This is a genomic window from Sinomonas mesophila (assembly GCF_001999765.1).
GTDB lineage: Bacteria > Actinomycetota > Actinomycetes > Actinomycetales > Micrococcaceae > Sinomonas > Sinomonas mesophila.
In genome coordinates this window covers 1-22,769 of record NZ_KV908328.1, presented here as the reverse complement: position 1 = coordinate 22,769, position 22,769 = coordinate 1, and the positions used below count along the sequence as shown (strand labels likewise).

At 70.3% G+C, this 22,769-nt stretch carries 16 protein-coding genes; 12 read left to right on the top strand and 4 right to left on the bottom strand.

The genetic code is table 11. From position 1 onward, the window contains the following. Positions 1–133 precede the first annotated feature (133 nt). Positions 134–793 (bottom strand): phosphate signaling complex protein PhoU, encoded by a 660-nt coding sequence (phoU, locus tag BV907_RS08435; RefSeq protein ID WP_077489292.1) that lies wholly within the window; start codon positions 791–793, stop codon positions 134–136. A gap of 198 nt (positions 794–991) precedes the next feature. On the opposite strand from phoU, the gene BV907_RS08430 reads away from it, so the two are divergent. Both BV907_RS08430 and BV907_RS08425 read left to right on the top strand, forming a co-directional pair. Continuing rightward, positions 992–2,161, top strand: coding sequence for a sensor histidine kinase (locus tag BV907_RS08430; protein ID WP_077489291.1), 1,170 nt, complete (start codon positions 992–994; stop codon positions 2,159–2,161). Beyond that, positions 2,158–2,838: a response regulator transcription factor gene (locus BV907_RS08425; protein WP_077489290.1), complete on the top strand. Its 681-nt coding sequence runs from the start codon at positions 2,158–2,160 to the stop codon at positions 2,836–2,838. Before BV907_RS08430 ends, BV907_RS08425 begins: the two co-directional genes overlap by 4 nt. Before the next feature lie 140 nt (positions 2,839–2,978). On the opposite strand, the gene BV907_RS08420 is transcribed toward BV907_RS08425, so the two are convergent. After that, complete coding sequence (locus BV907_RS08420) at positions 2,979–3,560, bottom strand: hypothetical protein (RefSeq protein ID WP_077489289.1); 582 nt, start codon at positions 3,558–3,560, stop codon at positions 2,979–2,981. A 291-nt stretch (positions 3,561–3,851) separates the two neighbouring features. Here BV907_RS08420 and BV907_RS08415 point away from each other — a divergent pair, with 291 nt between their 5' ends. The 6 genes from BV907_RS08415 (at position 3,852) to rlmB (ending at position 8,698) form a co-directional block, all read left to right on the top strand. Then, positions 3,852–4,334 (top strand): CarD family transcriptional regulator, encoded by a 483-nt coding sequence (locus BV907_RS08415; RefSeq protein ID WP_043124850.1) that lies wholly within the window; start codon positions 3,852–3,854, stop codon positions 4,332–4,334. Between the two features lie 136 nt (positions 4,335–4,470). After that, positions 4,471–5,241, top strand: coding sequence for a 2-C-methyl-D-erythritol 4-phosphate cytidylyltransferase (gene ispD, locus BV907_RS08410; protein ID WP_077489288.1), 771 nt, complete (start codon positions 4,471–4,473; stop codon positions 5,239–5,241). After that, positions 5,238–5,753, top strand: a complete 516-nt coding sequence (ispF, locus tag BV907_RS08405) for a 2-C-methyl-D-erythritol 2,4-cyclodiphosphate synthase (RefSeq protein WP_425441616.1) — start codon at positions 5,238–5,240, stop codon at positions 5,751–5,753. The genes ispD and ispF overlap by 4 nt, the downstream gene beginning before the upstream one ends. A gap of 41 nt (positions 5,754–5,794) precedes the next feature. Further along, positions 5,795–6,127 carry a hypothetical protein gene (locus BV907_RS08400; protein ID WP_077489287.1) on the top strand — a complete coding sequence of 111 codons (333 nt, stop codon included), beginning with the start codon at positions 5,795–5,797 and terminating at the stop codon, positions 6,125–6,127. A 45-nt stretch (positions 6,128–6,172) separates the two neighbouring features. Continuing rightward, the gene (cysS, locus tag BV907_RS08395) at positions 6,173–7,687 is read left to right on the top strand and encodes a cysteine--tRNA ligase (protein WP_077489286.1); all 1,515 of its coding nucleotides are present in this window, start codon (positions 6,173–6,175) and stop codon (positions 7,685–7,687) included. Continuing rightward, positions 7,688–8,698: a 23S rRNA (guanosine(2251)-2'-O)-methyltransferase RlmB gene (gene rlmB, locus BV907_RS08390; protein WP_077489285.1), complete on the top strand. Its 1,011-nt coding sequence runs from the start codon at positions 7,688–7,690 to the stop codon at positions 8,696–8,698. 16 nt (positions 8,699–8,714) lie between these two features. Here the strand turns inward: rlmB and BV907_RS08385 are convergent, their stop codons facing one another. Further along, complete coding sequence (locus tag BV907_RS08385; RefSeq protein ID WP_077489284.1) at positions 8,715–9,509, bottom strand: carbon-nitrogen hydrolase family protein; 795 nt, start codon at positions 9,507–9,509, stop codon at positions 8,715–8,717. Positions 9,510–9,682: 173 nt separating this feature from the next. Here BV907_RS08385 and glgX point away from each other — a divergent pair, with 173 nt between their 5' ends. After that, a complete protein-coding gene (glgX, locus tag BV907_RS08380; protein ID WP_077489407.1) occupies positions 9,683–11,752 on the top strand; it encodes a glycogen debranching protein GlgX in 2,070 nt (689 codons plus the stop codon). Between the two features lie 74 nt (positions 11,753–11,826). Here the strand turns inward: glgX and glgP are convergent, their stop codons facing one another. Next, positions 11,827–14,436 carry an alpha-glucan family phosphorylase gene (gene glgP / locus BV907_RS08375; protein ID WP_175637415.1) on the bottom strand — a complete coding sequence of 870 codons (2,610 nt, stop codon included), beginning with the start codon at positions 14,434–14,436 and terminating at the stop codon, positions 11,827–11,829. Between the two features lie 174 nt (positions 14,437–14,610). Here glgP and BV907_RS08370 point away from each other — a divergent pair, with 174 nt between their 5' ends. The 3 genes from BV907_RS08370 (at position 14,611) to glgB (ending at position 22,398) form a co-directional block, all read left to right on the top strand. Further along, positions 14,611–16,665 (top strand): alpha-1,4-glucan--maltose-1-phosphate maltosyltransferase, encoded by a 2,055-nt coding sequence (locus BV907_RS08370; RefSeq protein WP_077489282.1) that lies wholly within the window; start codon positions 14,611–14,613, stop codon positions 16,663–16,665. Positions 16,666–16,741: 76 nt separating this feature from the next. Next, on the top strand, positions 16,742–18,538 hold the full coding sequence (gene treS / locus BV907_RS08365) for a maltose alpha-D-glucosyltransferase (protein ID WP_077489281.1): 1,797 nt from the start codon (positions 16,742–16,744) through the stop codon (positions 18,536–18,538). Further along, positions 18,535–22,398: a 1,4-alpha-glucan branching protein GlgB gene (gene glgB, locus BV907_RS08360; protein WP_077489280.1), complete on the top strand. Its 3,864-nt coding sequence runs from the start codon at positions 18,535–18,537 to the stop codon at positions 22,396–22,398. Before treS ends, glgB begins: the two co-directional genes overlap by 4 nt. The last annotated feature ends 371 nt before the right edge of the window (positions 22,399–22,769 follow it).

The following is a 22,769-nucleotide window of genomic DNA, read 5'->3' as shown; positions in this document are numbered from 1 at the left end:
GGCCGCCCCCCCCACGCGGGGTGGGCGGCCGCCGTCGTTCTCGCCTCGGCCATTGTCGGGTTGGGGCCGGTGGACGGCGCTCAGACCGACCCGAACTCGACAATTGCGCTGCGTGTGGCGTTCGAGGTGGCCGTCAGCTCGAGGTGTTGTCCCCGTCCCATTCGCCCGTGATGAGGTAGGAGACCTTGCGGGCCACGGACACGCCGTGGTCGGCGAAGCGCTCGAGGTACCGGCTGGCGAGGGCAGCGTCCACGCTCTGGGCCGGGGACGCGGACCAGCTCGGGTCCGCGACGGCCCGGAAGACGCTAGCGTGCAGCTCGTCCACCTCGGAGTTCGCGCCCTGGATCTTGGCCACGAGGGCGAGGTCGCGGGTCTCGAGCAGCTCGGCGACGTCGGCGATGATCTCGCGGTCGAGTTCGGCCATGCGCGCGAACGTCTTCCTGAGCGGCTCGGGCGCGGCGAGCTCGGGATAGCGCAGGCGCGCGAGCTGCGCCATGTGCCGGGCGAGGTCGCCCATGCGCTCGAGCGAAGCGCTCATGCGCAGCGATCCGACGATCGTGCGCAGGTCCGAGGCCACGGGGCCCTGGAGTGCGAGGATCTCGATGGCCTTCTCGTCGAGCGCTGTCTGCTTGAAGTCGATGCGGGCGTCCGCGGCGATGACCTCCTGGGCCAGCTCGACGTCCGCGGTGTCGAAGGACTCGTAGGCCCGGTCCAGTGCTTCGGCGACGAGCTTCGCGATCTCGGTGAGTTCCTCGCGGACCTCCTGGAGCTCGGCCTGGAATACCTTGCGCACGGTGGCGTCCTTTCCCTGGGTGTCCCGAGTCGAGGAGCCTCGGCCGGCCCCGACTCGTCACACTGGCAGCGGCGGATGAATTGTTGTCCGCCTGGAAGTGAACGTTAGTTGAACGGGTCCGGCAGGACCAGCGCTCTGGCCAGCATTCCGGCCAGCCTCCCGGGCGGAGAGCCCCCGCGGCGGGCCTAAGCTAAATGCGTGGATCCTCTCGTCGTCGGCATTGTCGCGGGCCTCATCGGCCTGTCGTTCGGCGCCTTCGGCGTGCTCGCGTTCCGGGCCAGCGAGCGCCAGCGCCAGCTCCTCGAGGGGCCGGCCCAGGACCCAGGCCTCCCCGACGGCGCCGCGGACGTGCTCTCGGTCCTCGGGAAGGCGTTCGTCGTCGTCGACGCGATCGACGGCGTGGTCCGCGCGAGCCCCGCGGCCTACGCGTACGGCCTCGTGCGGGGGCACACCGTCGTGCACCGCGAGCTCCTGCAGATGACAGCGAAGGTGCGCGGCAACGGGGTCATCCTCGAGAAGCAGCTGGAGCTGCCCCGCGGCCCCGTCGGCCACGGAACGATCATCGTCAGCGTCCGCGCTGCCGTGCTCGGTGACGAGTACATCCTCCTCCTCGCCGACGACCGGACCGAGATCACGCGCACCGAGCGCATCCGCAACGACTTCGTGGCCAACGTCTCGCACGAGCTCAAGACGCCGGTCGGGGCGATCTCGCTCCTGGCCGAGGCCCTCGAGGCGAGCCCGGACGACGAGGACGCCGTCCGCCGCTTCGCCCAGCGCATGCACAAGGAGTCGAGCCGGCTCGCCGCGCTCGTCCAGGACATCATCGAGCTCTCCCGCCTCCAGGGGGCCGACGTCGTGCACCAGGGCCGTGCCGTGGACATGAACGAGGTGGTCGCCGACGCCGTCGACCGCTCGCGCCTCGCCGCCGAGGCCAAGGGCATCGAGGTCAAGGTCGGCGGGCACTCCGACGCCCCCGTCTTCGGGGACCCGGACCTGCTGACCAACGCGCTGCGGAACCTCATCGACAACGCCATCCGCTACTCGCCCGAGAACACCAAGGTCGGGATCGGCGTCCGGCACAGGGACGGACTCGTGTCCGTGTCGGTGACGGACGTGGGCGAGGGACTCAAGCCCGAGGACCAGGAACGCGTCTTCGAGCGGTTCTACCGCGTTGACGCGGCCCGGTCGCGGCGCACGGGCGGGACAGGCTTGGGACTGAGCATCGTCAAGCACGTCGTGGAGAACCACGGCGGCGAGGTGACGGTGTGGTCCCAGCTCGGGAAGGGGTCGACCTTCACGATCCGGCTTCCCGACATGCAGGAAAACGACGCGGCCGCGCGGCCGCCGGAGCAAGGAGCAATGGCGTGAGCAGGATCCTGATCGTCGAGGACGAGGAGTCGTTCAGCGACCCCCTGTCCTTCCTCCTGGCCAAGGAGGGCTACGAAGTCGAGGTGGTGGAGGACGGGAGCGAGGCGCTCGTCGAGTTCGACCGCAACGGGGCTGACCTCGTGCTCCTGGACCTCCAGCTCCCCGGCACCCCGGGCACCGAAGTGTGCCGCCAGCTCCGCCAGCGCTCGAACGTGCCGGTCATCATGCTCACGGCCAAGGACTCGGAGATCGACAAGGTCGTGGGTCTCGAGCTCGGCGCCGACGACTACGTGACGAAGCCCTACTCCTCGCGCGAGCTCGTGGCGCGCGTCCGCGCCGTCCTGCGCCGCCACGGCGAGCCGGAGGAGCTCATCTCCTCGACCGTGCAGGCCGGGCCCGTCCGCATGGACGTTGAGCGGCACGTCGTGAGCGTCGACGGCGAGCAGATCTCCCTGCCGCTCAAGGAGTTCGAGCTCCTCGAGATGCTCCTGCGGAACTCGGGCCGGGTCCTGACCCGGGGCCAGCTCATCGACCGCGTGTGGGGCTCGGACTACGTCGGGGACACGAAGACGCTCGACGTGCACGTCAAACGGCTGCGCTCGAAGATCGAGCCGGACCCCTCGAGCCCCCGCTACCTCGTCACGGTCCGCGGCCTGGGCTACAAGTTCGAACCCTGATCGGCACTCATCGACTGCCCGGGCTGCCGCCGTTCTGAGCCTCAGAACGGCGGCAGCGTCCGTTTTCCCGGGGCGAGGACGACGGCGGCCGCCCACCCCCGGCTGGGGTGGGCGGCCGCCGTCGTGCGTGCGCTGTGTGCTTAGTGGCCGGCGCCCGAGGCGGGCGACGGCGTGGCCGTCGACGTGCTGCCGGAGCCGGACGTCGGCGTCGGCGTCGCGGCCTGCGAGGGGAGGTAGTCGCGGTACTCCGGAAGCGTGCCGTCGAGGACGGGGACGCCGATCTCCTTGGTCTGGCCGTTGGCGGTGAATGTGATCGGCGACAGGCCGCCCGGGATGGCGCCGGACTGCGAGAGCTCGACCGGGGTGCTCTCTTCCTCGAGGCGGAGCTCGCCGTCGGCCGGGACGTCGAGGCGCACGGTGCTGCCGCCATCGGAGAACGTCAGCGAGACGGGCTTGTCCGAGGTGTTGAAGACGGTGCCGATGAGGCGGCCCGGGGCGTCCGGGGTGAGCTCCGGGGAAGCGCCCTCGATGCCGGAGGAGACGATGAGCACGTTGCGCAGCTGCAGCGGGCCGAGGTCCTCACGCGCCCCGTCGGAGGCGGAGTACATGCGGGTGGTCTGCTGGTCGTTGATGTACCCGCAGCCCGTGGCCGACAGCAGGGCGGCGCCGAGCGTCACAGAGAGGGCGACGCGACGGGCCGGCGTCGATGCAGTGAAACGCACAGCTGGCTCCTGAAAAGAGGTCTGGAAGTCTGGTCGCCCCTAGCGTATCGCCAACTTCGACGTTCTGTAGATTTGCGACGGGGGCGCCGCCCGTGCGCGCGGACGCCACACGAGGGCGGTCCGCCCGGCGCGGAGCCGAGACTTGAAGCATCTTTTTGACTCTCGGTCAAGTCATCTACCGGGGCGTCACCTGCCCGACTTCCGCGTCATTCCGCGCCTCACGGGGCGCCCCGCCCCGGGGCCTTAACCCCGGCCGTGATAGACTGGCTTGCGGGAAAGGGGAATGTCCACATGGTTTTTGAGGTTGGCGAGACGGTTGTTTACCCCCACCACGGTGCAGCCAAGATCGAAGAGATCAAGATGCGCACCATCAAGGGCGAAGAGAAGATGTACCTCAAGCTCAAGGTGGCCCAGGGCGACCTGACGATTGAAGTGCCGGCGGAGAATGTGGACCTCGTGGGGGTCCGCGACGTCGTGGGCAAGGAGGGTCTCGAGCACGTCTTCGACGTCCTCCGTGCGGAGTTCACGGAGGAGCCCACCAACTGGTCCCGCCGCTACAAGGCGAACCTCGAGAAGCTCGCCTCCGGCGATGTGATCAAGGTTGCCGAGGTCGTGCGCGACCTCTGGCGCCGCGACCAGGACCGCGGGCTCTCCGCGGGCGAGAAGCGCATGCTGGCGAAGGCGCGCCAGATCCTCATCTCCGAGCTCGCGCTCGCGGAGAAGACGGACGAGGAGCAGGCGGCGAGCGTCCTCGACGAGGTCCTCGCGTCCTGACGCAGATTCAGGGAAAGGCCCCGGCGGCACATGCCGCCGGGGCCTTTCTGTGTCCGGGCCGGCTGCCCGGGTCCCACGCAGGGCCCCTCCGGGCCCGGGCCGCCGCCGCGCTTCAGGGTGCTCTAGGCTGGAGCGCATGACTGATGCCCCCCGCCCTGCCGCCGAGCTCGCCGTCGTGATCGTGGCGGCGGGGTCGGGGACCCGCCTCGGCTACGGCATGCCCAAGGCGCTCGTCCCGCTCGGCGGGGCCCCGCTGCTCCTCCACGCCCTGCGCGGCGTGGCCGGCTCGGGGGTCGCGTCCCAGATCTGCGTGGCGGTGCCCGCGGGGGACGCCGAGCTCGGCGGGCTGTGCCGCACCTTCGCCGAAGAGTACGGTGCGGATGCCCCGGCGATCACCGTCGTCGAGGGTGGCGAGACCCGGGCCGACTCGGTGCGCGCCGCGCTCGCCGCGCTCGCCCCGGGCACCGCCCAGGTCCTCGTGCACGACGCCGCCCGGCCGCTCGCGCCCGCGGACGTGTTCCACCGCGTCGCCGATGCCCTCACGCGCGGCGCCCACGCCGTCATCCCCGCGGTCCCGGTCGTGGACACGATCAAGTCGACCGCGCCGACGGAGGGCGAGTCCGCCGGGATCGCCGCTGAGGTCGTCACGGGGACCGCGGTCCGCGAGCAACTGCGGGCAGTGCAGACCCCGCAGGGGTTCGACGCCGCGACCCTCCTGCGCGCCCACGAGGTCGCGGCCGGATGGCCCGACGAGCAGGCCGCCGGCATCACCGACGACGCGATGCTCGTCGAGTCCCTCGGCATCCCCGTCTACGTGGTCCCGGGCGACCTCCGCTCGCTCAAGATCACGACCCCCACCGACCACGTCCTCGCCGAGGCACTCCTCTCCGTCGAAGGGGCGGCATGAGCACCATGGGCCCCTCGGGTTCCGGCCCCGTCGTCCCGCGCACGGGGATCGGCGTCGACGTCCACGCCTACGCGCCCGAGGACAGTCCCCGGCCCCTGCGGCTCGGCGGCCTTGAGTGGCCGGGAGAGCGTGGGCTCGCGGGCCACTCCGACGCCGACGCCGTTGCACACGCCGCGGCCAACGCCCTGTTCTCCGCCGCGGGCCTCGGGGACCTCGGCACGCACTTCGGCACCGATAGGCCCGAATACGCGGGCGCGCCGGGGACGGTGCTGCTGGCCGAGGCCGCGCGGATCGTGCGGGCGGCCGGCTTCGAGATCGGCAACGTCGCGGTCCAGCTTGTCGCCCAGCGGCCCAGATTCGGGCCCCGCCGCGCCGAGTCCGAGCAGGTCCTGAGCGAGGCGGCCGGGGCGCCCGTCTCGGTCTCGGCCGCGACCACCGACCACCTCGGCTTCACGGGCCGCCGCGAGGGGGTCGCGGCGATCGCGACCGCGCTCGTGTACGTCCTGCCGTAGACTAGGGGGTCGTCCCGCCCCCTACCCTCTGGGAGATCCGCATGAAGAGAGGCTCGATCGCCGTGGCACTCGCGGCCACCCTGCTGCTCACGGCGTGCGGCGCCGAAGGCCGCATGAGCATCCAGGAAAGCTGCGAATTCCTCAAGACGGACGTCTTCCAGCCGACGGGCAACGCCGTCCAGCAGGCCCGCCAGAAGGCCGAGCACTACCGGGACGTGGCCAAGCAGCTCGATCCCTCGATCGCCGCCTTCATCGAGACCATGGCCGGCCTCGAGGAGAAGATCGCCTCGTCGTCGACCGGCGTCGCGACGCCCGAGCAGCAGAAGCAGCTCACCGACGCCTTCAACAGCATCGGCAAGATCTGCCCCCAGTAGCCGGCAGATCCGCGCCCTCCAGAGCCCTACAGATACCCTTATCCCGTGACCCTGCGCTTCTACGACTCCGCGACCGCCGAAGTCCGTGACTTCGTCCCCCTCGAACCGGGCAGGGCGTCGGTGTACTACTGCGGCGCCACGGTGCAAGGCTCGCCCCACGTGGGCCACGTCCGGTCCGCGATCGCGTTCGACCAGCTCACGCGCTGGCTGACGTACCGAGGCTTCGAGACCACCGTGATCCGCAACGTCACGGACATCGACGACAAGATCCTGGCCAAGTCCGCGGCGTCCTTCGAGCCGGACTTCGTCCCCGAGGGAACGTACATCCCGCGCGAGAGCTGGTTCGCCCTCGCGTACCGCTACGAGCAGGAGTTCGAGACCGCGTACGAGGTGCTCGGCGTGCAGCGCCCGACCTACGAGCCGCGGGCGACCGGCCACATCACCGAGATGCACGCGCTCATCGCGCGGCTCATCGACCGCGGCCACGCGTACCCGGCCGAGGACGGCTCGGGGGACGTGTACTTCGATGTGCGCTCGTGGGGCGAGTACGGCTCGCTGACCCGGCAGAGCATCGACGACATGCAGGCGGCCGCGGACGCTGACCCCCGAGGGAAGAAGGACCCGCGCGACTTCGCCCTCTGGAAGGGCCACAAGCCCGAGGACCCCGAGACCGCCTCCTGGCCTTCGCCGTGGGGGCAGGGCCGCCCCGGCTGGCACCTCGAGTGCTCGGCGATGGCCACGAAGTACCTCGGGCCGCGGTTCGACATCCACGGCGGCGGCCTCGACCTGCGGTTCCCGCACCACGAGAACGAGCTCGCCCAGTCCACCGCGGCCGGGGACGGCTTCGCGAACTTCTGGATGCACAACGGCATGGTCACGTTCGAGGGCGAGAAGATGTCCAAGTCCATCGGCAACGTCATCTCGCCCGCCGAGATGCTCGCGCTCGCCAGCCCGCGCGTCGTGCGCTATTACCTCGGCCAGGCGCACTACCGCTCGGTGCTCGACTACCGGCCCACCTCGCTCCCGGAGGCCGCGGCCGCCGTCGAGCGCATCGACGGGTTCATCGGCAAGGCGCTCGCCAGGCTGGGCGCGGCGAACGACGGCGGCGGCTCGGCTCGGGCAGGCCGTGGCGGCCTCCCCGGCCCCGTCCCGGAGGCGTTCGGTGCGGCCATGGACGACGACCTCAACATCCCCCAGGCGCTGGCCGCGCTGCACGAGACGGTGCGCCGCGGCAATACGGCGCTGGCAGCGGGCGACACGGAGGCCGCCGGCAGCGCCCTTTCCGGGGTCCTGGCGATGACCGACGTCCTGGGGCTCGACGCCGCGGGCGGTCGGACGGGATGGCCGGACGAGACAGAAGACAGGAGTGCGCACCGCGCGCTCTCCGCTCTCGTCGAGGCCCAGCTCGATGCCCGCGCCGCCGCGCGCGCCGCGAAGGACTGGGCCGCGGCGGACGCGATCCGCGACACCCTCTCGGCGGCGGGCATCGCCGTCGAGGACACCGCCGACGGCGCCGCCTGGAGCCTCGCGCAGACTACTACCACGGGAACGGGAGCATAGATGGCTGGCAAGGGACGCCCCGGGGCTATCCGCAAGTCGAAGAAGGGCCCCAGTGTCGGCACCGGCGGGCACGGCCGCAAGGCGCTCGAGGGCAAGGGCCCGACCCCCAAGGCCGAGGACCGCCCGTACCACAAGGCCTACCGGACCAAGGAGCTCGCCGAGCGGTCCGCCGCCAAGCGGGCAGGTCAGCCCGGCCGGCTCGCCGCGGGCCGCGGAGGTGGCGCCGGCCGCTCGAAGCACGCTGAGGAGATGGTCACGGGCCGAAACTCAGTGGTCGAGGCGCTGCGCGCGAATGTGCCCGCGAAGGCGCTCTACGTCGCGGTGCGGATCGAGATGGACGACCGCGTGCGCGAGGCCATGAAGCTCGCCGCCGAGGCCGGCATTCCGCTGCTCGAAACGCAGAAGCCCGAGCTCGACCGCCTGACCGACGACGCAATCCACCAGGGCCTCGCCCTGCAGGTCCCGCCGTACGAGTACCCGGACGCGTTCGAGCTCGCCGAGTCGACGGTCGAGAAGTGGAAGAAGGGCCACATCGGCTCGGCGCCGCTCTTCATCGCCCTCGACGGGATCACGGACCCGCGCAATCTCGGGGCGATCATCCGTTCCGTCTCCGCCTTCTCGGGCCACGGTGTGATCGTCCCGGAGCGTCGCTCCGTGGGTGTGACGGCCGCGGCGTGGAAGACCTCGGCGGGCGCGGCCGTGCGAGTTCCGGTCGCGAAGGCGCCGAACCTCAACACGGTGCTCCGGCAGATGAAGGAGATGGGCATCTTCGTCCTGGGCCTCGACGGCGGCGGCGACGTTGCGCTCCCCGGGCTCTCTCTCGCGACCGAGCCCGTGTGCCTCGTCGTCGGCTCCGAGGGCAAGGGCCTCTCGCGGCTCACGCGCGAGCTGTGCGACCAGATCGTCTCGATCCCGATCGACTCCGACATGGAGTCGCTCAACGCTGGCATGGCCGTGGCCATCTCGCTCTACGAGGTCTCCACGCGCCGCGCGGCAGCCGAGGCGCGCTGACCGTCCTCGGCCCTCGTCAGAAGCCGACGCGGTTGGCCAGGACCGGGAGCGTCTCGCGGGCCTTGGCCACCTCGGCGACGTCGAGGTCGACGTACAGCGTCTCGACCCCTGTGCCGGCCCGCTCGACGAGGTGGCCGAAAGGGTTCACCACGGCAGAGCGGCCGATCCCCGTCGGCGCGCCGGGGCGCGCCTCGACCCCGGCGGCCTCGGGATCGGCCTGGCCCACGGCCACGACGAAGCTCGTCGAATCCGCGGCCCGCGCGCGCACGAGCAGATCCCACTGCTCGGCCTTCCCCGGTCCCGCGGCCCACGAAGCGCACACGAGCTGGACCTGCGCGCCGGCGTCGGCCATCGCCTGGAAGAGCGCGGGGAAGCGCACGTCGTAGCACGTCGCTAGACCGAACATCACGCCGTCGAGCGTGAACGTGACCGGCACCGTGCCTGCGGTGACGGTATCCGATTCGGCGAACCCGAACGCGTCGTACAGGTGGATCTTGTCGTAGTGCGCCTCGGTGCCGCGCCCGTGCACGAGGAGCGTGTTGCGCACGCGCCCCTCCTCGCCGGGCGTGAACATCCCGACGACGACGGCGACCCCCGCCTCGTCCGCAGCCTCCCGGACGGCGCTTGCCCAGGGCCCGTCGAGCGGCTCGGCGATGTCGCCGAGGGAGTTCCCGAAGGCGCGCATGGTGGCCTCCGGGAAGACGACGAGGTCTGCGCCGCGGGCCGCGGCTTCGGCGACCTTGGAACGGACGAGGGCAAGGTTCTCCTCGAGGGCGCGGGATGTGGTCAGCTGGACGAGGGCGATGCGCATGGGTCCAGTATGCGCCGCGGCTCCGTCACGTTCGCGACGGGACGCGCAGGGCCGCGATGCCCGATACTAGGATGGGCGTTGCTCAGAGGGGGCCGCGCACGGACGGTGCCTGCCGTGGAGAATGGAAGGACGACGGCCCCCCGCGGGTCGGGATGCTGATGAGCATGAGCAACATGACGATGCCGCTGGCGTTCGTGGTGACGCCATCGCAGCCGTTCCCGCTCGGCCTCACGGCTGCACGCGCCGCGGAACAACTGGCCACGCACACCGTCAACCTCGCCGTCTACGCACCCGGGCTCGAGGCCGTGGACGTGCACTTCCTCGACGCCGAGGGCGTGTGGCACAAGGAGCCCCTCCCCGAGTACACCGACGGCGTCCACCACGGGCTCGTCGCTGGCATGCCGGAGGGCACACGGTACGCCTTCGCGGCGCGGACGGACGACGCCGGCCGCGCACCCGCCCCGGGCGAGGGCACCCTCCTCATGGACCCCTACGGCCGCGCCGTCGACTGCGTGGACGGCCAGTGGCTCAACGTCCACGTCCACGCGCACTTCGACTGGGGCAGCGTCGCGAGGCCCGCGGTGCCGATGCGGGACACGATCATCTACGAAGCCCATGTCCGGGGCCAGACGATGCTGCATCCGGACATCCCCGAGGAGCTGCGCGGCACGTATGCGGGCCTTGCCCATCCCGTCATGATCGAGCACCTCCAGCGCCTCGGCATCACGAGCGTGGAACTGCTGCCGGTGCACTTCCACCTCGACGAGTCCCACCTCCAGGATCTCGGCCTGACCAACTACTGGGGCTACAACACCGCGGCGTTCTTCGCCCCGCACCCCGACTACGCGACAGCCGCCGCCCGCGAGGCCGGGCCCCAGGCCGTGCAGGACGAATTCAAGGGCATGGTCAAGCTGCTGCACGCCGCGGGGCTCGAGGTGATCCTCGACGTCGTCTACAACCACACCGCCGAGGAGGGCACGGAGGGGCCGACCCTGAGCTTCCGCGGCCTCGGCGAGGAGCACTACTACCGCTGCGACCCGGACGGCCGGTACATCGACACGACGGGCTGCGGGAACACGCTCGACTTCTCCAACCCGCGGGTCGTCCAGTTCGCTCTGGACTCGCTGCGCCTGTGGGCCGAGGAGTACCACATCGACGGCTTCCGCTTCGACCTGGCCGTCACCCTGTGCCGCGATGGGCAGCACACTTTCACGCCGGCCCACCCCTTCCTCGTCGCGGCCGCGCAGGACCCGGTCGTCTCGCGCACCAAGCTCATCGCCGAGCCGTGGGACGTGGCCATGGGCGGCTGGCAGACGGGCAGCTTCCCGCAGGGCTGGGCGGACTGGAACGACCACTACCGAGACACCGTGCGTGACTTCTGGCTCGGGGACCGGGACGTCATCGACGCCGGCGGGCTGGGAGGGCCGACGGCGCGCCTCGCAGACGCGGTCTCCGGCTCGCACGGCCTGTTCGCCGCCTCGGGGCGGACGGCGCTCGCCTCGGTCAATTTCATCACCGCCCACGACGGCTTCACGCTCGCGGACCTCACCGCCTACCACCGCAAGCACAACGAGGCCAACGGCGAGCAGAACCGCGACGGGCACAGCCACAACCGCTCCTACAACCACGGGTTCGAGGGCCGCACCGAGGTCGAGTCGATCATCGCCGCCCGGACGCAGACGGCCAAGAACCTCATGGCCACGCTGCTCGTGTCCCTCGGCGTCCCCATGATCACCGCCGGCGACGAATTCGGCCGGACTCAGCAGGGCAACAACAACGCCTACTGCCAGGACAACGAGATCACGTGGCTCAACTGGCACTTCGACACCGCGGGTCGCGAGATCCTGGACCACACGAAGTGGCTCATCCGGATCCGCCGTGACTTCCTCACGCGGCAGCCGTCCAGCTACCCGGCGCGCGAGGAGAGCAACTACTTCCACTGGTTCGGCGCCAACGGCCTGCCCATGGACCCGGATCGCTGGCAGGACCCGCGCCACCGGCTCCTGCAGTTCCTCCTCGGCTCCAAGGACGGCTTCCTGGACGGCCTCGTCGTCATCAATGGCGGGCCGGAGAAGATGGAGACGGTCTTCCCGGAGGCCGAGGGCCGTGAGCTTGCCTACGAGCTGCGGTACTCGACGGCCCACCTGACCGAGCAGCGCATCGGCACGGTCTTCGCGAGCGGCCAAGAGGACATCGCGGAGCCCTACTCCGTCACCATCTACCGCGCCCGCGGCACCCAGTAGCGCCCTGCCGGGCCGCGGGCACAGCGAAGCGGAGCCGGACCCCGTGGGGATCCGGCTCCGCTCAGGCGCCAGGCTCAGGCGTTGACCACGAGCCCCAGCTCGGCCTTCGAGGCGAGGCCTTCGTGGCGGGGGATGACGCGCACCGTGTACCCGAAGGCGCCTGAGTGGTCGATCGTCACCGCCCCGGTGAACAGGTAGCGCCCGTTGCCGAGGTTCTCGCTGGCCTCGAGCTCGGCGAGGCCGACCGTCGCGATCTCGTCCGCGTCGTCCACCCTGCCGTAGGCGAGCTCGACGAGAACGTCCGTCGGGTTGAGCACGCCCAGATTGAGGTACGTGCTCACCTGCAGCTTGTCCCCGATCTGCGGGACCTCGGACAGCCCGCCCGAGTCGATGTGCTCGACATGGACCTGAGACCAGTTGCTGCGCACGTGCTTGACCCAGGCCGCGAGCTCGCGCGCGTGCCGGTAGCCCTCCGCGGTGGCCCTGCGGCCCGCTGCGGCGGCGGGGGTGTACAGGTGGGAGACGTAGTCGCCGAGCATGCGGTCCGCCGAGACGGCGGGGCCGAGGTGCGAGAGCGTGTGCTTGATCATCGAGATCCACTGCCTCGGAACGTCCGACGGGCCTTCCGTCGACGGGCCCGCGGCGCCGGCGGCGCTCGCCCCCTTGCCTGAGGCGCCGTAGAACCGCGGGGCCACTTGGCTCTCGAGCAGCTCGTACAGGGCGGCCGCCTCGATGTCGTCCCGCTCCTGGGGGTTCGCCTGGCTGCTCGCCGTGGGGATCGCCCACCCGTTGGACCCGTCGTGCATCTCGTCCCACCAGCCGTCGAGGACCGAGAGGTTGAGCGAGCCGTTGATCGCGGCCTTCATGCCGGACGTGCCGCAGGCCTCGAGCGGGCGCAGCGGATTGTTGAGCCACACATCGCAGCCCGGGAAGAGGGTGCGCGCCATCGCGATGTCATAGTTCGGAAGGAACGCGATGCGGTGCCGGACCTCGGGGTCGTCCGTGAAGTGGACGAGGTCCTGGATCATCTTCTTCCCCGCGTCGTCCGCGGGGTGGGACTTCCCCGCGATGACGATCTGGATCGGGTGCTCGGGATCGAGCAGGAGCCGCTTGAGCCGCGCCGGGTCGCGGAGCATGAGGGTCAGGCGCTTGTACGTTGGGACGCGCCGCGCGAACCCGATGGTGAGGATGTCCGGGTCGAGCACCGAGTTGGTCCATCTCAGCTCCGCCTCGCCCGCGCCGCGCTTCCTCCACGAGGCGCGCAGTCGGCGTCGGACATCCTCGATGAGGCGCGTGCGCAGCTCGCGCCGCACCTCCCAGATCTCCTCGTCCGTGACGTTGAAGACGAGGTCCCAGCGCCCGCCGACGCCGGAGCCGGGCTCGAGCTCCTCGGCCATGGCCGAGATCGAGGGGTCGACCCACGTGGGAACGTGCACGCCGTTCGTCACCGAGGTGATCGGCACCTCCGAGTGGTCGAAGCCCGGCCAGAGCCCCGAGAACATGGCCCGGGAGACCTGTCCGTGCAGCTTCGCCACGCCGTTCGCCCGCTGGGCGAGGCGCAGGCCCATGATGGCCATGTTGAAGACGGAGGGGTCGCCGCCCTCGTAGCTCTCGCGGCCGAGCTCGAGGACCTTCGCCGTCGGGACGTTGGGGGCGAGGCCCGCGTCGAAGAAGTACTTGATCTGCGCCGCGTCGAAGCGGTCGATGCCCGCGGCGACGGGGGTGTGGGTCGTGAACACGGTCGAGGAGCGGCCAGCGACAAGCGCCTCGTCCCAGGAGAGCTCCTCGGGCCCGCTCATGAGCTCCTGGATCCGCTCGATCCCGAGGAAGCCCGCATGCCCTTCGTTCGTGTGGAAGACCTCGGGCGCGAGCCCACCCGTGAGCCGCTGGTGGATGCGCAGCGCCTTGACCCCGCCCATGCCCAGGAGGAGCTCCTGCTGGAGGCGGTGGTCCCCGCCCCCGCCGTAGAGGCGGTCCGTGATCTGGCGGGCCCCGTCATCGTTCGCGGGCACGTTGGAGTCGAGCAGCAGGAGGGGGACGCGCCCGACGTCGGCGCGCCAGACATGCGCGTGCAGCTTGCGGCCGTTGGGCAGCGGCAGCGTCACGACGCACGGGGTGCCGTCGGGCTCCTTGAGCTGCGTGAGGGGCAGGGCGTCCGGGTCGATGACCGGGTACGTCTCCTGCTGCCACGCGTCGCGCGAGAGGGACTGCTTGAAGTAGCCGGCCTGGTAGAGGAGGCCGACGCCGATGAGCGGCACGCCGAGGTCCGAGGCGCTCTTGAGGTGGTCGCCGGCGAGGATGCCGAGGCCACCCGAGTACTGGGGGAGGACCTCCGTGATGCCGAACTCGGGGGAGAAGTACGCGATGGCGGCGGGCGCCTCCGGCCCGAGGCCCTGGTACCAGCGCGGCTCCTCGAGGTAGCAGCGCAGGTCCTCCGCCGCGGCGCGGACACGATCCACGACCTCGGAATCGAGCGCCAGCTCCTGGAGCTTCTCGCGCGTGATGAGCCCGAGGAAGCCGGCCGGGTCATGCCGGCTCTCGTCCCACAGGTCGGGGTCGAGGCTCTCGAAGAGCTCCCGCGTGGGCAGGTGCCACGACCAGCGCAGGTTCATGGACAGGGTGTCGAGTGCCGCAATCGGCTCTGGCAGCACGGTGCGGACGGTGAATCTACGGATGGCCTTCACGAGCGTCACCCTAGTGCAGCGGAGCCCCGCGCTGAATAGCCCAGAGTTACAGGTTGGTGAATGACGTGGAAACGCGCTGGTGGGCGCACGTCGAGTGGCACGACGGGCGGCGTCACAGCCTTCGCAATCGTGTCGCGCGCGGGCTATGGTGGCGCTTGGACCGGCCTGACGGCCATGCACGCATTTGCGAAAGGACGTCCCGTGCCCGCACTCGAGCCCAACCTCCCCGCGAAGCTGCGCTTTGGCCGATTCCCCATCACGGACGTGCAGCCCGTCGTCGAGGGCGGGGCGTTCCCCGCGAAGGCTGTCGCTGGCGAGGGCATCGTCGTGAGCGCCACGGCCTTCCGCGAGGGGCACGACCAGCTCGGCGTGACCGCGGTCCTCTACACCCCGCGAGGCAAGGAGAAGGAGCGCGTCCGCCTCCGCCCGCTCGGCAAAGGCCTGGACCGCTGGCACGGCGTCCTCACCCCGCCCAAGACGGGGATGTGGACGTTCCAGATCGAGGCGTGGCACGACCGTTACGGCACGTGGCATCACAACGCGGAGATCAAGATCGCTGCGGGGATCGACGTCGAGCTCATGCTTGCGGAGGGCGCGGCCCTCTTCGCGGAGGCGGCGGAGGAGGCTGGGCGCCCGGCGGCGGACCGCGCCGTGTTCCGCGAGGCATCGGCGGCGCTCGCCAACACGTCCATGTGGACCGACGACCGGCTCGCCGCCGGCGAGAGCGACGAGGTTCGCGCCGCCGTCGAGCGCCTCCCGATCCGTGAGCTCGTGGCCGTGAGCGAGCAGTTCCCGCTCCTCGTCGAGCGCGAACGCGCCGGCCGCGGGTCGTGGTACGAGTTCTTCCCGCGCTCCGAGGGCGCGCACCGGGATCCGGCGACGGGCGCCTGGTCGTCGGGCACCTTCCGCACGGCCGCGGAGCGCCTCCCGGCCGTGGCCTCCATGGGCTTCGACGTCATCTACATGCCGCCCATCCACCCGATCGGCCGGGCCTTCCGGAAGGGCCCGAACAACACGCTGACCGCGGGGCCGAACGACCCGGGCTCGCCGTGGGCGATCGGCGCCTCCGAGGGCGGGCACGACGCGATCCACCCCGACCTCGGCAGCTTCGACGACTTCGACGCCTTCGTCGCCCGCGCCCACGAGCTCGGCCTCGAGGTCGCCCTCGACCTCGCGCTCCAGGCCTCGCCCGACCACCCGTGGGTCACGGAGCACCCGGAGTGGTTCACAACCCGCGTCGACGGCTCGATCGCCTACGCCGAGAACCCGCCGAAGAAGTACCAGGACATCTACCCGCTGAACTTCGACAACGACCCGGAGGGCCTGTCGAAGGAGATCCTCCGGATTGTGAACGTGTGGATCGACCATGGCGTGAAGATCTTCCGGGTCGACAACCCGCACACGAAGCCCGTGTGGTTCTGGGAGTGGCTCATCGCCCGGGTCAGCAAGAAGAACCCTGATGTCGTGTTCCTCGCGGAGGCGTTCACGCGCCCGGCCATGATGAAGGCCCTCGGGCGCGCGGGGTTCCAGCAGTCGTACACGTACTTCACGTGGCGGAACACCCGGGCCGAGCTCGAGGAGTTCTTCACGATGATCTCGAAGGACTGGGCGCCGTCCTACCGGCCCAACCTCTTCGTGAACACCCCCGACATCCTCACGGAGTACCTCCAGTACGGCGGGAAGCCTGCCTTCAAGATCCGCGCGGTGCTCGCGGCGACGGCGAGCCCGATCTGGGGCGTCTACGCCGGCTACGAGCTCTACGAGCACGTGGCCCGCCCGGGCGCCGAGGAGTACATCGACAACGAGAAATACGAGTACAAGCACCGCGACTGGGTTGCCGAGGAGGCCGCCGGCCGCTCCCTCGCCCCGTACCTCACACGGCTCAACGAGATCCGCCGCGCGCACCCGGCCCTCATGGACCTGCAGAACCTGACCCTGCACGAGTGCACCGACGACGCGACCATCGTGTTCTCCAAGCACAAAGTCACCGAGGACGGCTCGAAGGACACTCTCATCATCGTCGTCAACGTGGACCCGCACTCGGCCCGCGAGTCCATGGTCACCCTGAAACTGGATGCCCTGGAGATCGACCCGGATCTGTGGGGCGACGACGGGAAGTTCCGTGTCGATGACCTCATCACGGGCCAGTCGTGGCAGTGGGGCGAGCACAACTACGTGCGCCTCGACGCCCACGCCGAGCCCGCGCACATTCTGCATGTGAGGCGCTAGAAGGAACGGGTAGCGCAGCGCTAACGTTGCGTAGACCCGGCACCGTGCCACACACGATGAAGGAGTTCCACCGCCCATGAACATCGGCCAGCAGTCCACGCCGAACTTCAACGTCAATGCTCCAGGGCTGCAGCACGACCCCCACTGGTACCGGAAGGCCGTGTTCTACGAAGTACTGGTGCGGGCCTTCGCCGATGCGAATGGGGACGGTTCGGGGGACATCCAAGGCCTCATCGACCGCCTCGACTACCTCCAGTGGCTCGGCGTGGACTGCCTCTGGATTCCGCCGTTCTTCGAGTCTCCGCTGCGCGACGGCGGGTACGACGTCTCCGACTACGAATCGGTGCTCCCGGAGTTCGGCTCGATCAGCGACTTCCAGCGCCTCGTCGCCGAGGCCCACGCCCGCGGCGTGCGGATCATCATCGACCTTCCGCTCAACCACACCTCGGACCAGCACCGCTGGTTCCAGGAGTCCCGGCGCAATCCAGACGGACCGTACGGCGACTTCTACGTCTGGAGCGACACGGACGAGAAGTACCAGGACGCCCGCATCATCTTCATCGACACGGAGGAGTCCAACTGGACCTTCGACCCGATCCGCCGGCAGTTCTTCTGGCACCGCTTCTTCAGCCACCAGCCTGACCTGAACTTCGAGAACCCGGCCGTGGTCGAGGCCGTCCTGAACGTCGTGCGGTTCTGGCTCGACCAGGGCGTCGACGGACTCCGCGCGGACGCGATCCCCTACCTCTTCGAGGAGGACGGGACGAACTGCGAGAACCTGCCCGCGACCCACGAGTTCCTGCGCACGCTGCGCGACTTCATGGACCGCAACTACCCGGGCCGGATCATCGTCGCCGAGGCGAACCAGCCCCCGCACGAGGTCGTGGAGTACTTCGGTTCCAGCGAGCAGCCCGAATGCCACATGGCGTTCCACTTCCCGATCATGCCGCGCCTCTACTACGCGCTCAGGGACCAGCGCGCGCAGCCGATCATCGACACGATGGTGGATACCCCTGCCATCCCCGTCGGCGCCCAGTGGGGAACGTTCCTGCGCAACCACGACGAGCTGACCCTCGAGATGGTCACGGTCGAGGAGCGCGAGGCCATGCTCGGCTGGTACGCCTCCGACCCCCGCATGCGCGCCAACGTCGGCATCCGGCGCCGCCTCGCCCCGCTCCTGGACAACTCGCGCGCGGAGATCGAGCTGATCAACGCCCTCCTGCTGTCGCTGCCCGGGAGCCCCTTCCTGTACTACGGGGACGAGATCGGGATGGGCGACAACATCTGGCTCGAGGACCGCGACGCCGTCCGAACCCCGATGCAGTGGAACCCCGACCGCAACGCGGGCTTCTCGACAGCGGATCCCGGCAAGCTCTACCTGCCGACGATCCAGTCCCTCGTCTACAACTACGCGATGGCCAACGTCGAGGCGGAGATGGCCCATTCGGGCTCGCTCCTGCGCTGGACGCGGAACATCCTCGGCGTCCGCCGTGCCCACCCGGTCTTCGGCCTGGGAGGCTACCGCAACGTCGATGCCGACTCGGAGCATGTGCTCGCCTACCTCCGTGAGCTCGGCGAGGGCGAGATCCACGGCGAACGCCCCGAGAGCGTCCTGTGCGTCTTCAACCTCGCCGGCCATCCGGTCGCATCATCCCTTGACGTGCCGGAGTACGCCGGCCGCGGCCTGCGCGAGCTCTTCGGCGGCGAGCCGTTCTCCCAGATCGGCCCCGACGGGAGATTCCACGTCACGCTCGCCCCCCACGGCTACTTCTGGCTGCGCATCCGCAGCTCGGCCTCGATCCCGTCGAGCCCCTACACCACGGCGCTGCCGGTCATTGCCGGCGGCCCCATCGCGGGGGAGCTGGTCGAATGACGACCCCCGGCGCCCACGGCGCGGCCCCGTCGCTCGATGCCCTGCTCGCGGAATGGCTCCCCGTGCAGCGCTGGTTCCCGGCCAAGGGACGCGCCGTCGAGCTTGCACCTGCGGGCCGGTTCGAGCTGCCCGCCGCCGCCGACGACGCCCCGCGGCTCGAGGTCCGCATCGTGCGCGTGCGCGCCGGCAGGCTCGAGGCGCTCCTCAACGTCCCACTGAGCCTCCGCCCCGCGCCGCTCGCCGGCGCCGAGCACGCCCTCGTCGGCGAGGCCGAGCACCCGTCGGGCGGCTCCGTGTGGGTCTACGACGCCGTCCACGATCCCTCCCTCGCGGCCGCCCTGCTGGCCCTCATGGCAGACGGCGCCACCGCCGAAGGCCGGGACGGAACCGCCGGCTGGCGGACGACGGCGCGCGGGCGGGTCAGCGGCGCGGGTCGCCTGCCGTCGGGGCCGCTGGAGACGTCGGTGCTGCGCGGGGAGCAATCGAACTCGTCGATCATCGTCCGCTCGGAGGCCGGTTCAGGCATGCTCAAGGTCTTCCGGCAGCTCGCGGAGGGCCTCAATCCCGAGGTCGAGCTCGGGGCGGCCCTCGCCCGGGCGGGGTCGACCGATGTCCCGGCGACGCTCGGCTGGGTCGACGGCGAGTGGAGCGGCGCCGAGGGCGCCCGCGCGAGCGGCCAGCTCGCCGTCGTCCACGAGTTCCTTCCCGACGGCGCGGATATGTGGCGTGTCGCGCTCGACGCGGCCACGGAGGGCCGCGACATCCAGGAGCATGCGCGTGAGCTCGGCGCCTCGACCGCGCGTGTCCACGCCGCGCTGGCCTCGACTCTGGGCACTGAGACCCTCGATGAGCGCTCCGCGGCCGAGTTCGTCGGCCGCATCGCGGCCCGCCTGCGCGCGGCATGGCACGACGTGGGCGAGAGCGTGGGGTTGCCGGGCGAGGCGCTCGAGGCGCTCCTCGAGGGGCTTGCCGGCTCGGCCTCCGGGATCACGCTCCAGCGGATCCACGGAGACCTTCACCTCGGCCAGGTGCTGCACTTCCCGGAGCATCCCGAGCGGCCATTCGCCATACTGGACTTCGAGGGCGAGCCGCTGCGCCCCGTCGCGGAGCGCAGCCTGCCCGACGCGCCGCTGCGCGACGTCGTGGGGATGCTGCGCTCGTTCGACTACGCCGCCGGGGCCGCGCGCCGCGCAGAGCAGGCGGCCCGCGTCCCCGAGGGATGGGCGGAGGCCGCCGGGCGCGCCTACTGGGACGGCTACGCGTCCGTGACGGGTGGAGAGGATCCGTTCGGGACCCCGCTCTTCGCGGCACTGTGGCTGGACAAGGCGCTCTATGAGGTCGCCTACGAGGAGCGGAACCGGCCAGCGTGGGCCGAGATCCCCCTCCGCGCCGTGCGGAGCGCCCTCGAACCGTGGGTGCCCGCCGTGTTGGTGCGGGAGCAGGATTCAGCAGTGGAGAGCATCACGGAAGCCGCCACCGGCGCGGCCCCCGGCGATGCGCAGCAGGCCGCATCCCCGCGGCCTGGAGAGGAGACGGACATGTCCCACGCTCAGGAGGAGAGGGCAATGGCCCCGCTTCCCCATCCGACGACGATCGCGGAGGGCGCCAACGAGAAGGGGCCCATCCCGGTTTCCCACGACGTGATCGGAAGGGTGGCCGCGGGTGAGTTCCACGCGCCGCACGCGGTGCTCGGAGCCCACCTCGACGCCATCGGGACGGTGACGATCCGCGCTCTCAGGCACCTTGCCGCGAGCGTCACGGCGATCACCCCCGCCGGCCGCGTCCCGCTGGAGCACGAGGCCCACGGAGTCTGGGTCGGCACGCTCCCAGAGACGGAGGAAGGGCACGTGCCCGACTACCGCCTCGAGGTCGAGTACGGCGAGGGCCACTTCGTCACGACCGACGACCCCTACCGCTACATGCCCAGCATCGGCGAGCTCGACCTGCATCTCATCGGAGAAGGCCGGCACGAGGAGCTGTGGAAGGCTCTCGGGGCGCGCGTCGAGCGGCATCACTCGGTGCTCGGCGACGTCGAGGGCACGGCCTTCACCGTGTGGGCGCCCAATGCCCAGGCCGTGCAGGTCAAGGGCGACTTCAACGGCTGGGACGGCCGCGAGCACGCGATGCGCAGCCTCGGCTCCTCGGGCGTGTGGGAGATCTTCATCCCGGGCGTTGTGGCAGGGGCGTGCTACAAGTTCGCCATCCGCACGCGCTGGGGCCACTGGGTCGAGCGTGCCGACCCGATGGCGTTCGGCACCGAGGTCCCGCCTCGGACGGCGTCGCGCGTCGTCGAGTCCCGGTACTCCTTCAAGGACTCCGCGTGGATGGAGGCGCGGGCCACGCGCGACACGCACGACAGCCCGATGAGCGTCTACGAGGTGCACCTCGGCTCGTGGCGGCCCGGCCTCGGCTACCGTGAGCTGGCGGAGCAGCTCGTCGAGTACGTGACGTGGATGGGCTTCACGCACGTCGAGTTCATGCCCGTCGCAGAGCATCCCTTCGGCGGGTCGTGGGGCTATCAGGTCACGAGCTACTACGCGCCGTCGTCCCGCTTCGGCCACCCCGACGACTTCAAGTACCTCGTGGACCGGCTGCATCAGGCCGGCATCGGCGTCATCATCGACTGGGTCCCGGCACACTTCCCGAAGGACGAGTGGGCCCTCGCGAACTTCGACGGCGAGCAGCTCTACGAGCACGCCGACCCCCAGCAGGGCGAGCACCCGGACTGGGGCACGCTCATCTTCAACTTCGGCCGCACCGAGGTGCGGAACTTCCTGGTCGCCAACGCGCTGTACTGGCTCGAGGAGTTCCACGTGGACGCGCTCCGCGTCGACGCCGTGGCGTCCATGCTCTACCTCGACTATTCGCGCGAGGAGGGGCAGTGGCGGCCGAACCAGTTCGGCGGCCGGGAGAACCTCGAGGCCATCTCGTTCCTCCAAGAGGCCAACGCCACGGCCTACAAGCGCAACCGCGGGATCGTGACCATCGCCGAGGAGTCCACGGCGTTCCCCGGCGTGACCAAGCCGACCGAGTTCAACGGCCTGGGCTTCGGGCTCAAGTGGAACATGGGCTGGATGCACGACTCCCTGCAGTACATGCAGGAGGACCCGGTCAACCGCCGCTGGCACCACAACAAGATGACCTTCTCCATGGTCTACGCCTTCAGCGAGAACTTCCTCCTGCCGATCAGCCACGACGAGGTCGTGCACGGCAAGGGGTCGATGCTGAGCAAGATGCCCGGCGACCGCTGGCAGCAGCTCGCCAACCTTCGGGCCTTCTATGCCTTCCAGTGGGCGCACCCGGGCAAGCAGCTCATCTTCATGGGCTGCGAGTTCGGGCAGGAGGCGGAGTGGAACCAGGAGCACGGGCTCGACTGGTGGCTCGCCGAGCTCGCGCCGCACCGCGGCCTGCAGGAGCTCATCCGGAAGCTGAATGAGATCTACCGCGAGACCCCGGCGCTCTACGAGCTCGACCACGAGCCCGCCGGCTACGAGTGGATCAGGGGCGACGACGGCGACCACAACGTCCTGTCCTTCATCCGCCGGTCCAAGGACGGCAGGCCGCTGGTGTGTATCGCGAACTTCGCGGGCCACCCGCACATCGACTACACCGTCGGCCTGCCGCAGGCAGGGCGGTGGCGAGAGGTGCTGAACACGGACAGCATCGAGTACGGGGGCTCCGGCGTCGTGAACGGCGGGCTCGTGCACGCCGAGGAAGGTGAGTGGGACGGCAAGCCGGCCACCGCGGTGCTGACCCTCCCGCCGCTCGGTGTCGTGTGGCTCGAGCCGGTGACGTCCGCCGCCAGAGCGCGGGGTGCGGCGTCGCTCACGCGGAGCGCGGGCGACGACGAGCTCACCTGAGTCGGCGCGGCCGGCTGGGCGCGACGGCTGCCATGCGAGCCCCCGCGCGGGGCATCGGAGGGCCCGGAACCGCATGGTTCCGGGCCCTCCGGCGCCGGTTGGCACTTGCGCCGGGATGGTGGTAGAGTTTTATCCCGCGCCGGGAACCGGGGAACACCGGATCGGCGCCTGACGAAACTCCAGCATTTCAGAGCCGATGAGGCCCGCGAGGGTCGATTTGACTCGGAGAAGCCGGAACGGTAGGTTTGAGAAGTTGCCTCGGGGAGGCGGCGCGGAGATGGTTTTCCGTGGTTGTTACCCGGGTGTGCCTGTTGTTTGAGAACTCAATAGTGTGCCAAGTTCGTTGATGCCATTTTTTTGGTATTGATTGC

Coding starts and splice junctions, on each gene's coding strand:
- BV907_RS08415 (WP_043124850.1), top strand. CDS start 3,852: ATGGTTTTTGAGGTTGGCGAGACGGTTGTTTACCCCCACCACGGTGCA.
- ispD (WP_077489288.1), top strand. CDS start 4,471: ATGACTGATGCCCCCCGCCCTGCCGCCGAGCTCGCCGTCGTGATCGTG.
- ispF (WP_425441616.1), top strand. CDS start 5,238: ATGAGCACCATGGGCCCCTCGGGTTCCGGCCCCGTCGTCCCGCGCACG.
- BV907_RS08400 (WP_077489287.1), top strand. CDS start 5,795: ATGAAGAGAGGCTCGATCGCCGTGGCACTCGCGGCCACCCTGCTGCTC.
- rlmB (WP_077489285.1), top strand. CDS start 7,688: ATGGCTGGCAAGGGACGCCCCGGGGCTATCCGCAAGTCGAAGAAGGGC.
- BV907_RS08385 (WP_077489284.1), bottom strand. CDS start 9,509: ATGCGCATCGCCCTCGTCCAGCTGACCACATCCCGCGCCCTCGAGGAG.
- glgX (WP_077489407.1), top strand. CDS start 9,683: ATGACGATGCCGCTGGCGTTCGTGGTGACGCCATCGCAGCCGTTCCCG.
- BV907_RS08370 (WP_077489282.1), top strand. CDS start 14,611: ATGCACGCATTTGCGAAAGGACGTCCCGTGCCCGCACTCGAGCCCAAC.
- treS (WP_077489281.1), top strand. CDS start 16,742: ATGAACATCGGCCAGCAGTCCACGCCGAACTTCAACGTCAATGCTCCA.
- glgB (WP_077489280.1), top strand. CDS start 18,535: ATGACGACCCCCGGCGCCCACGGCGCGGCCCCGTCGCTCGATGCCCTG.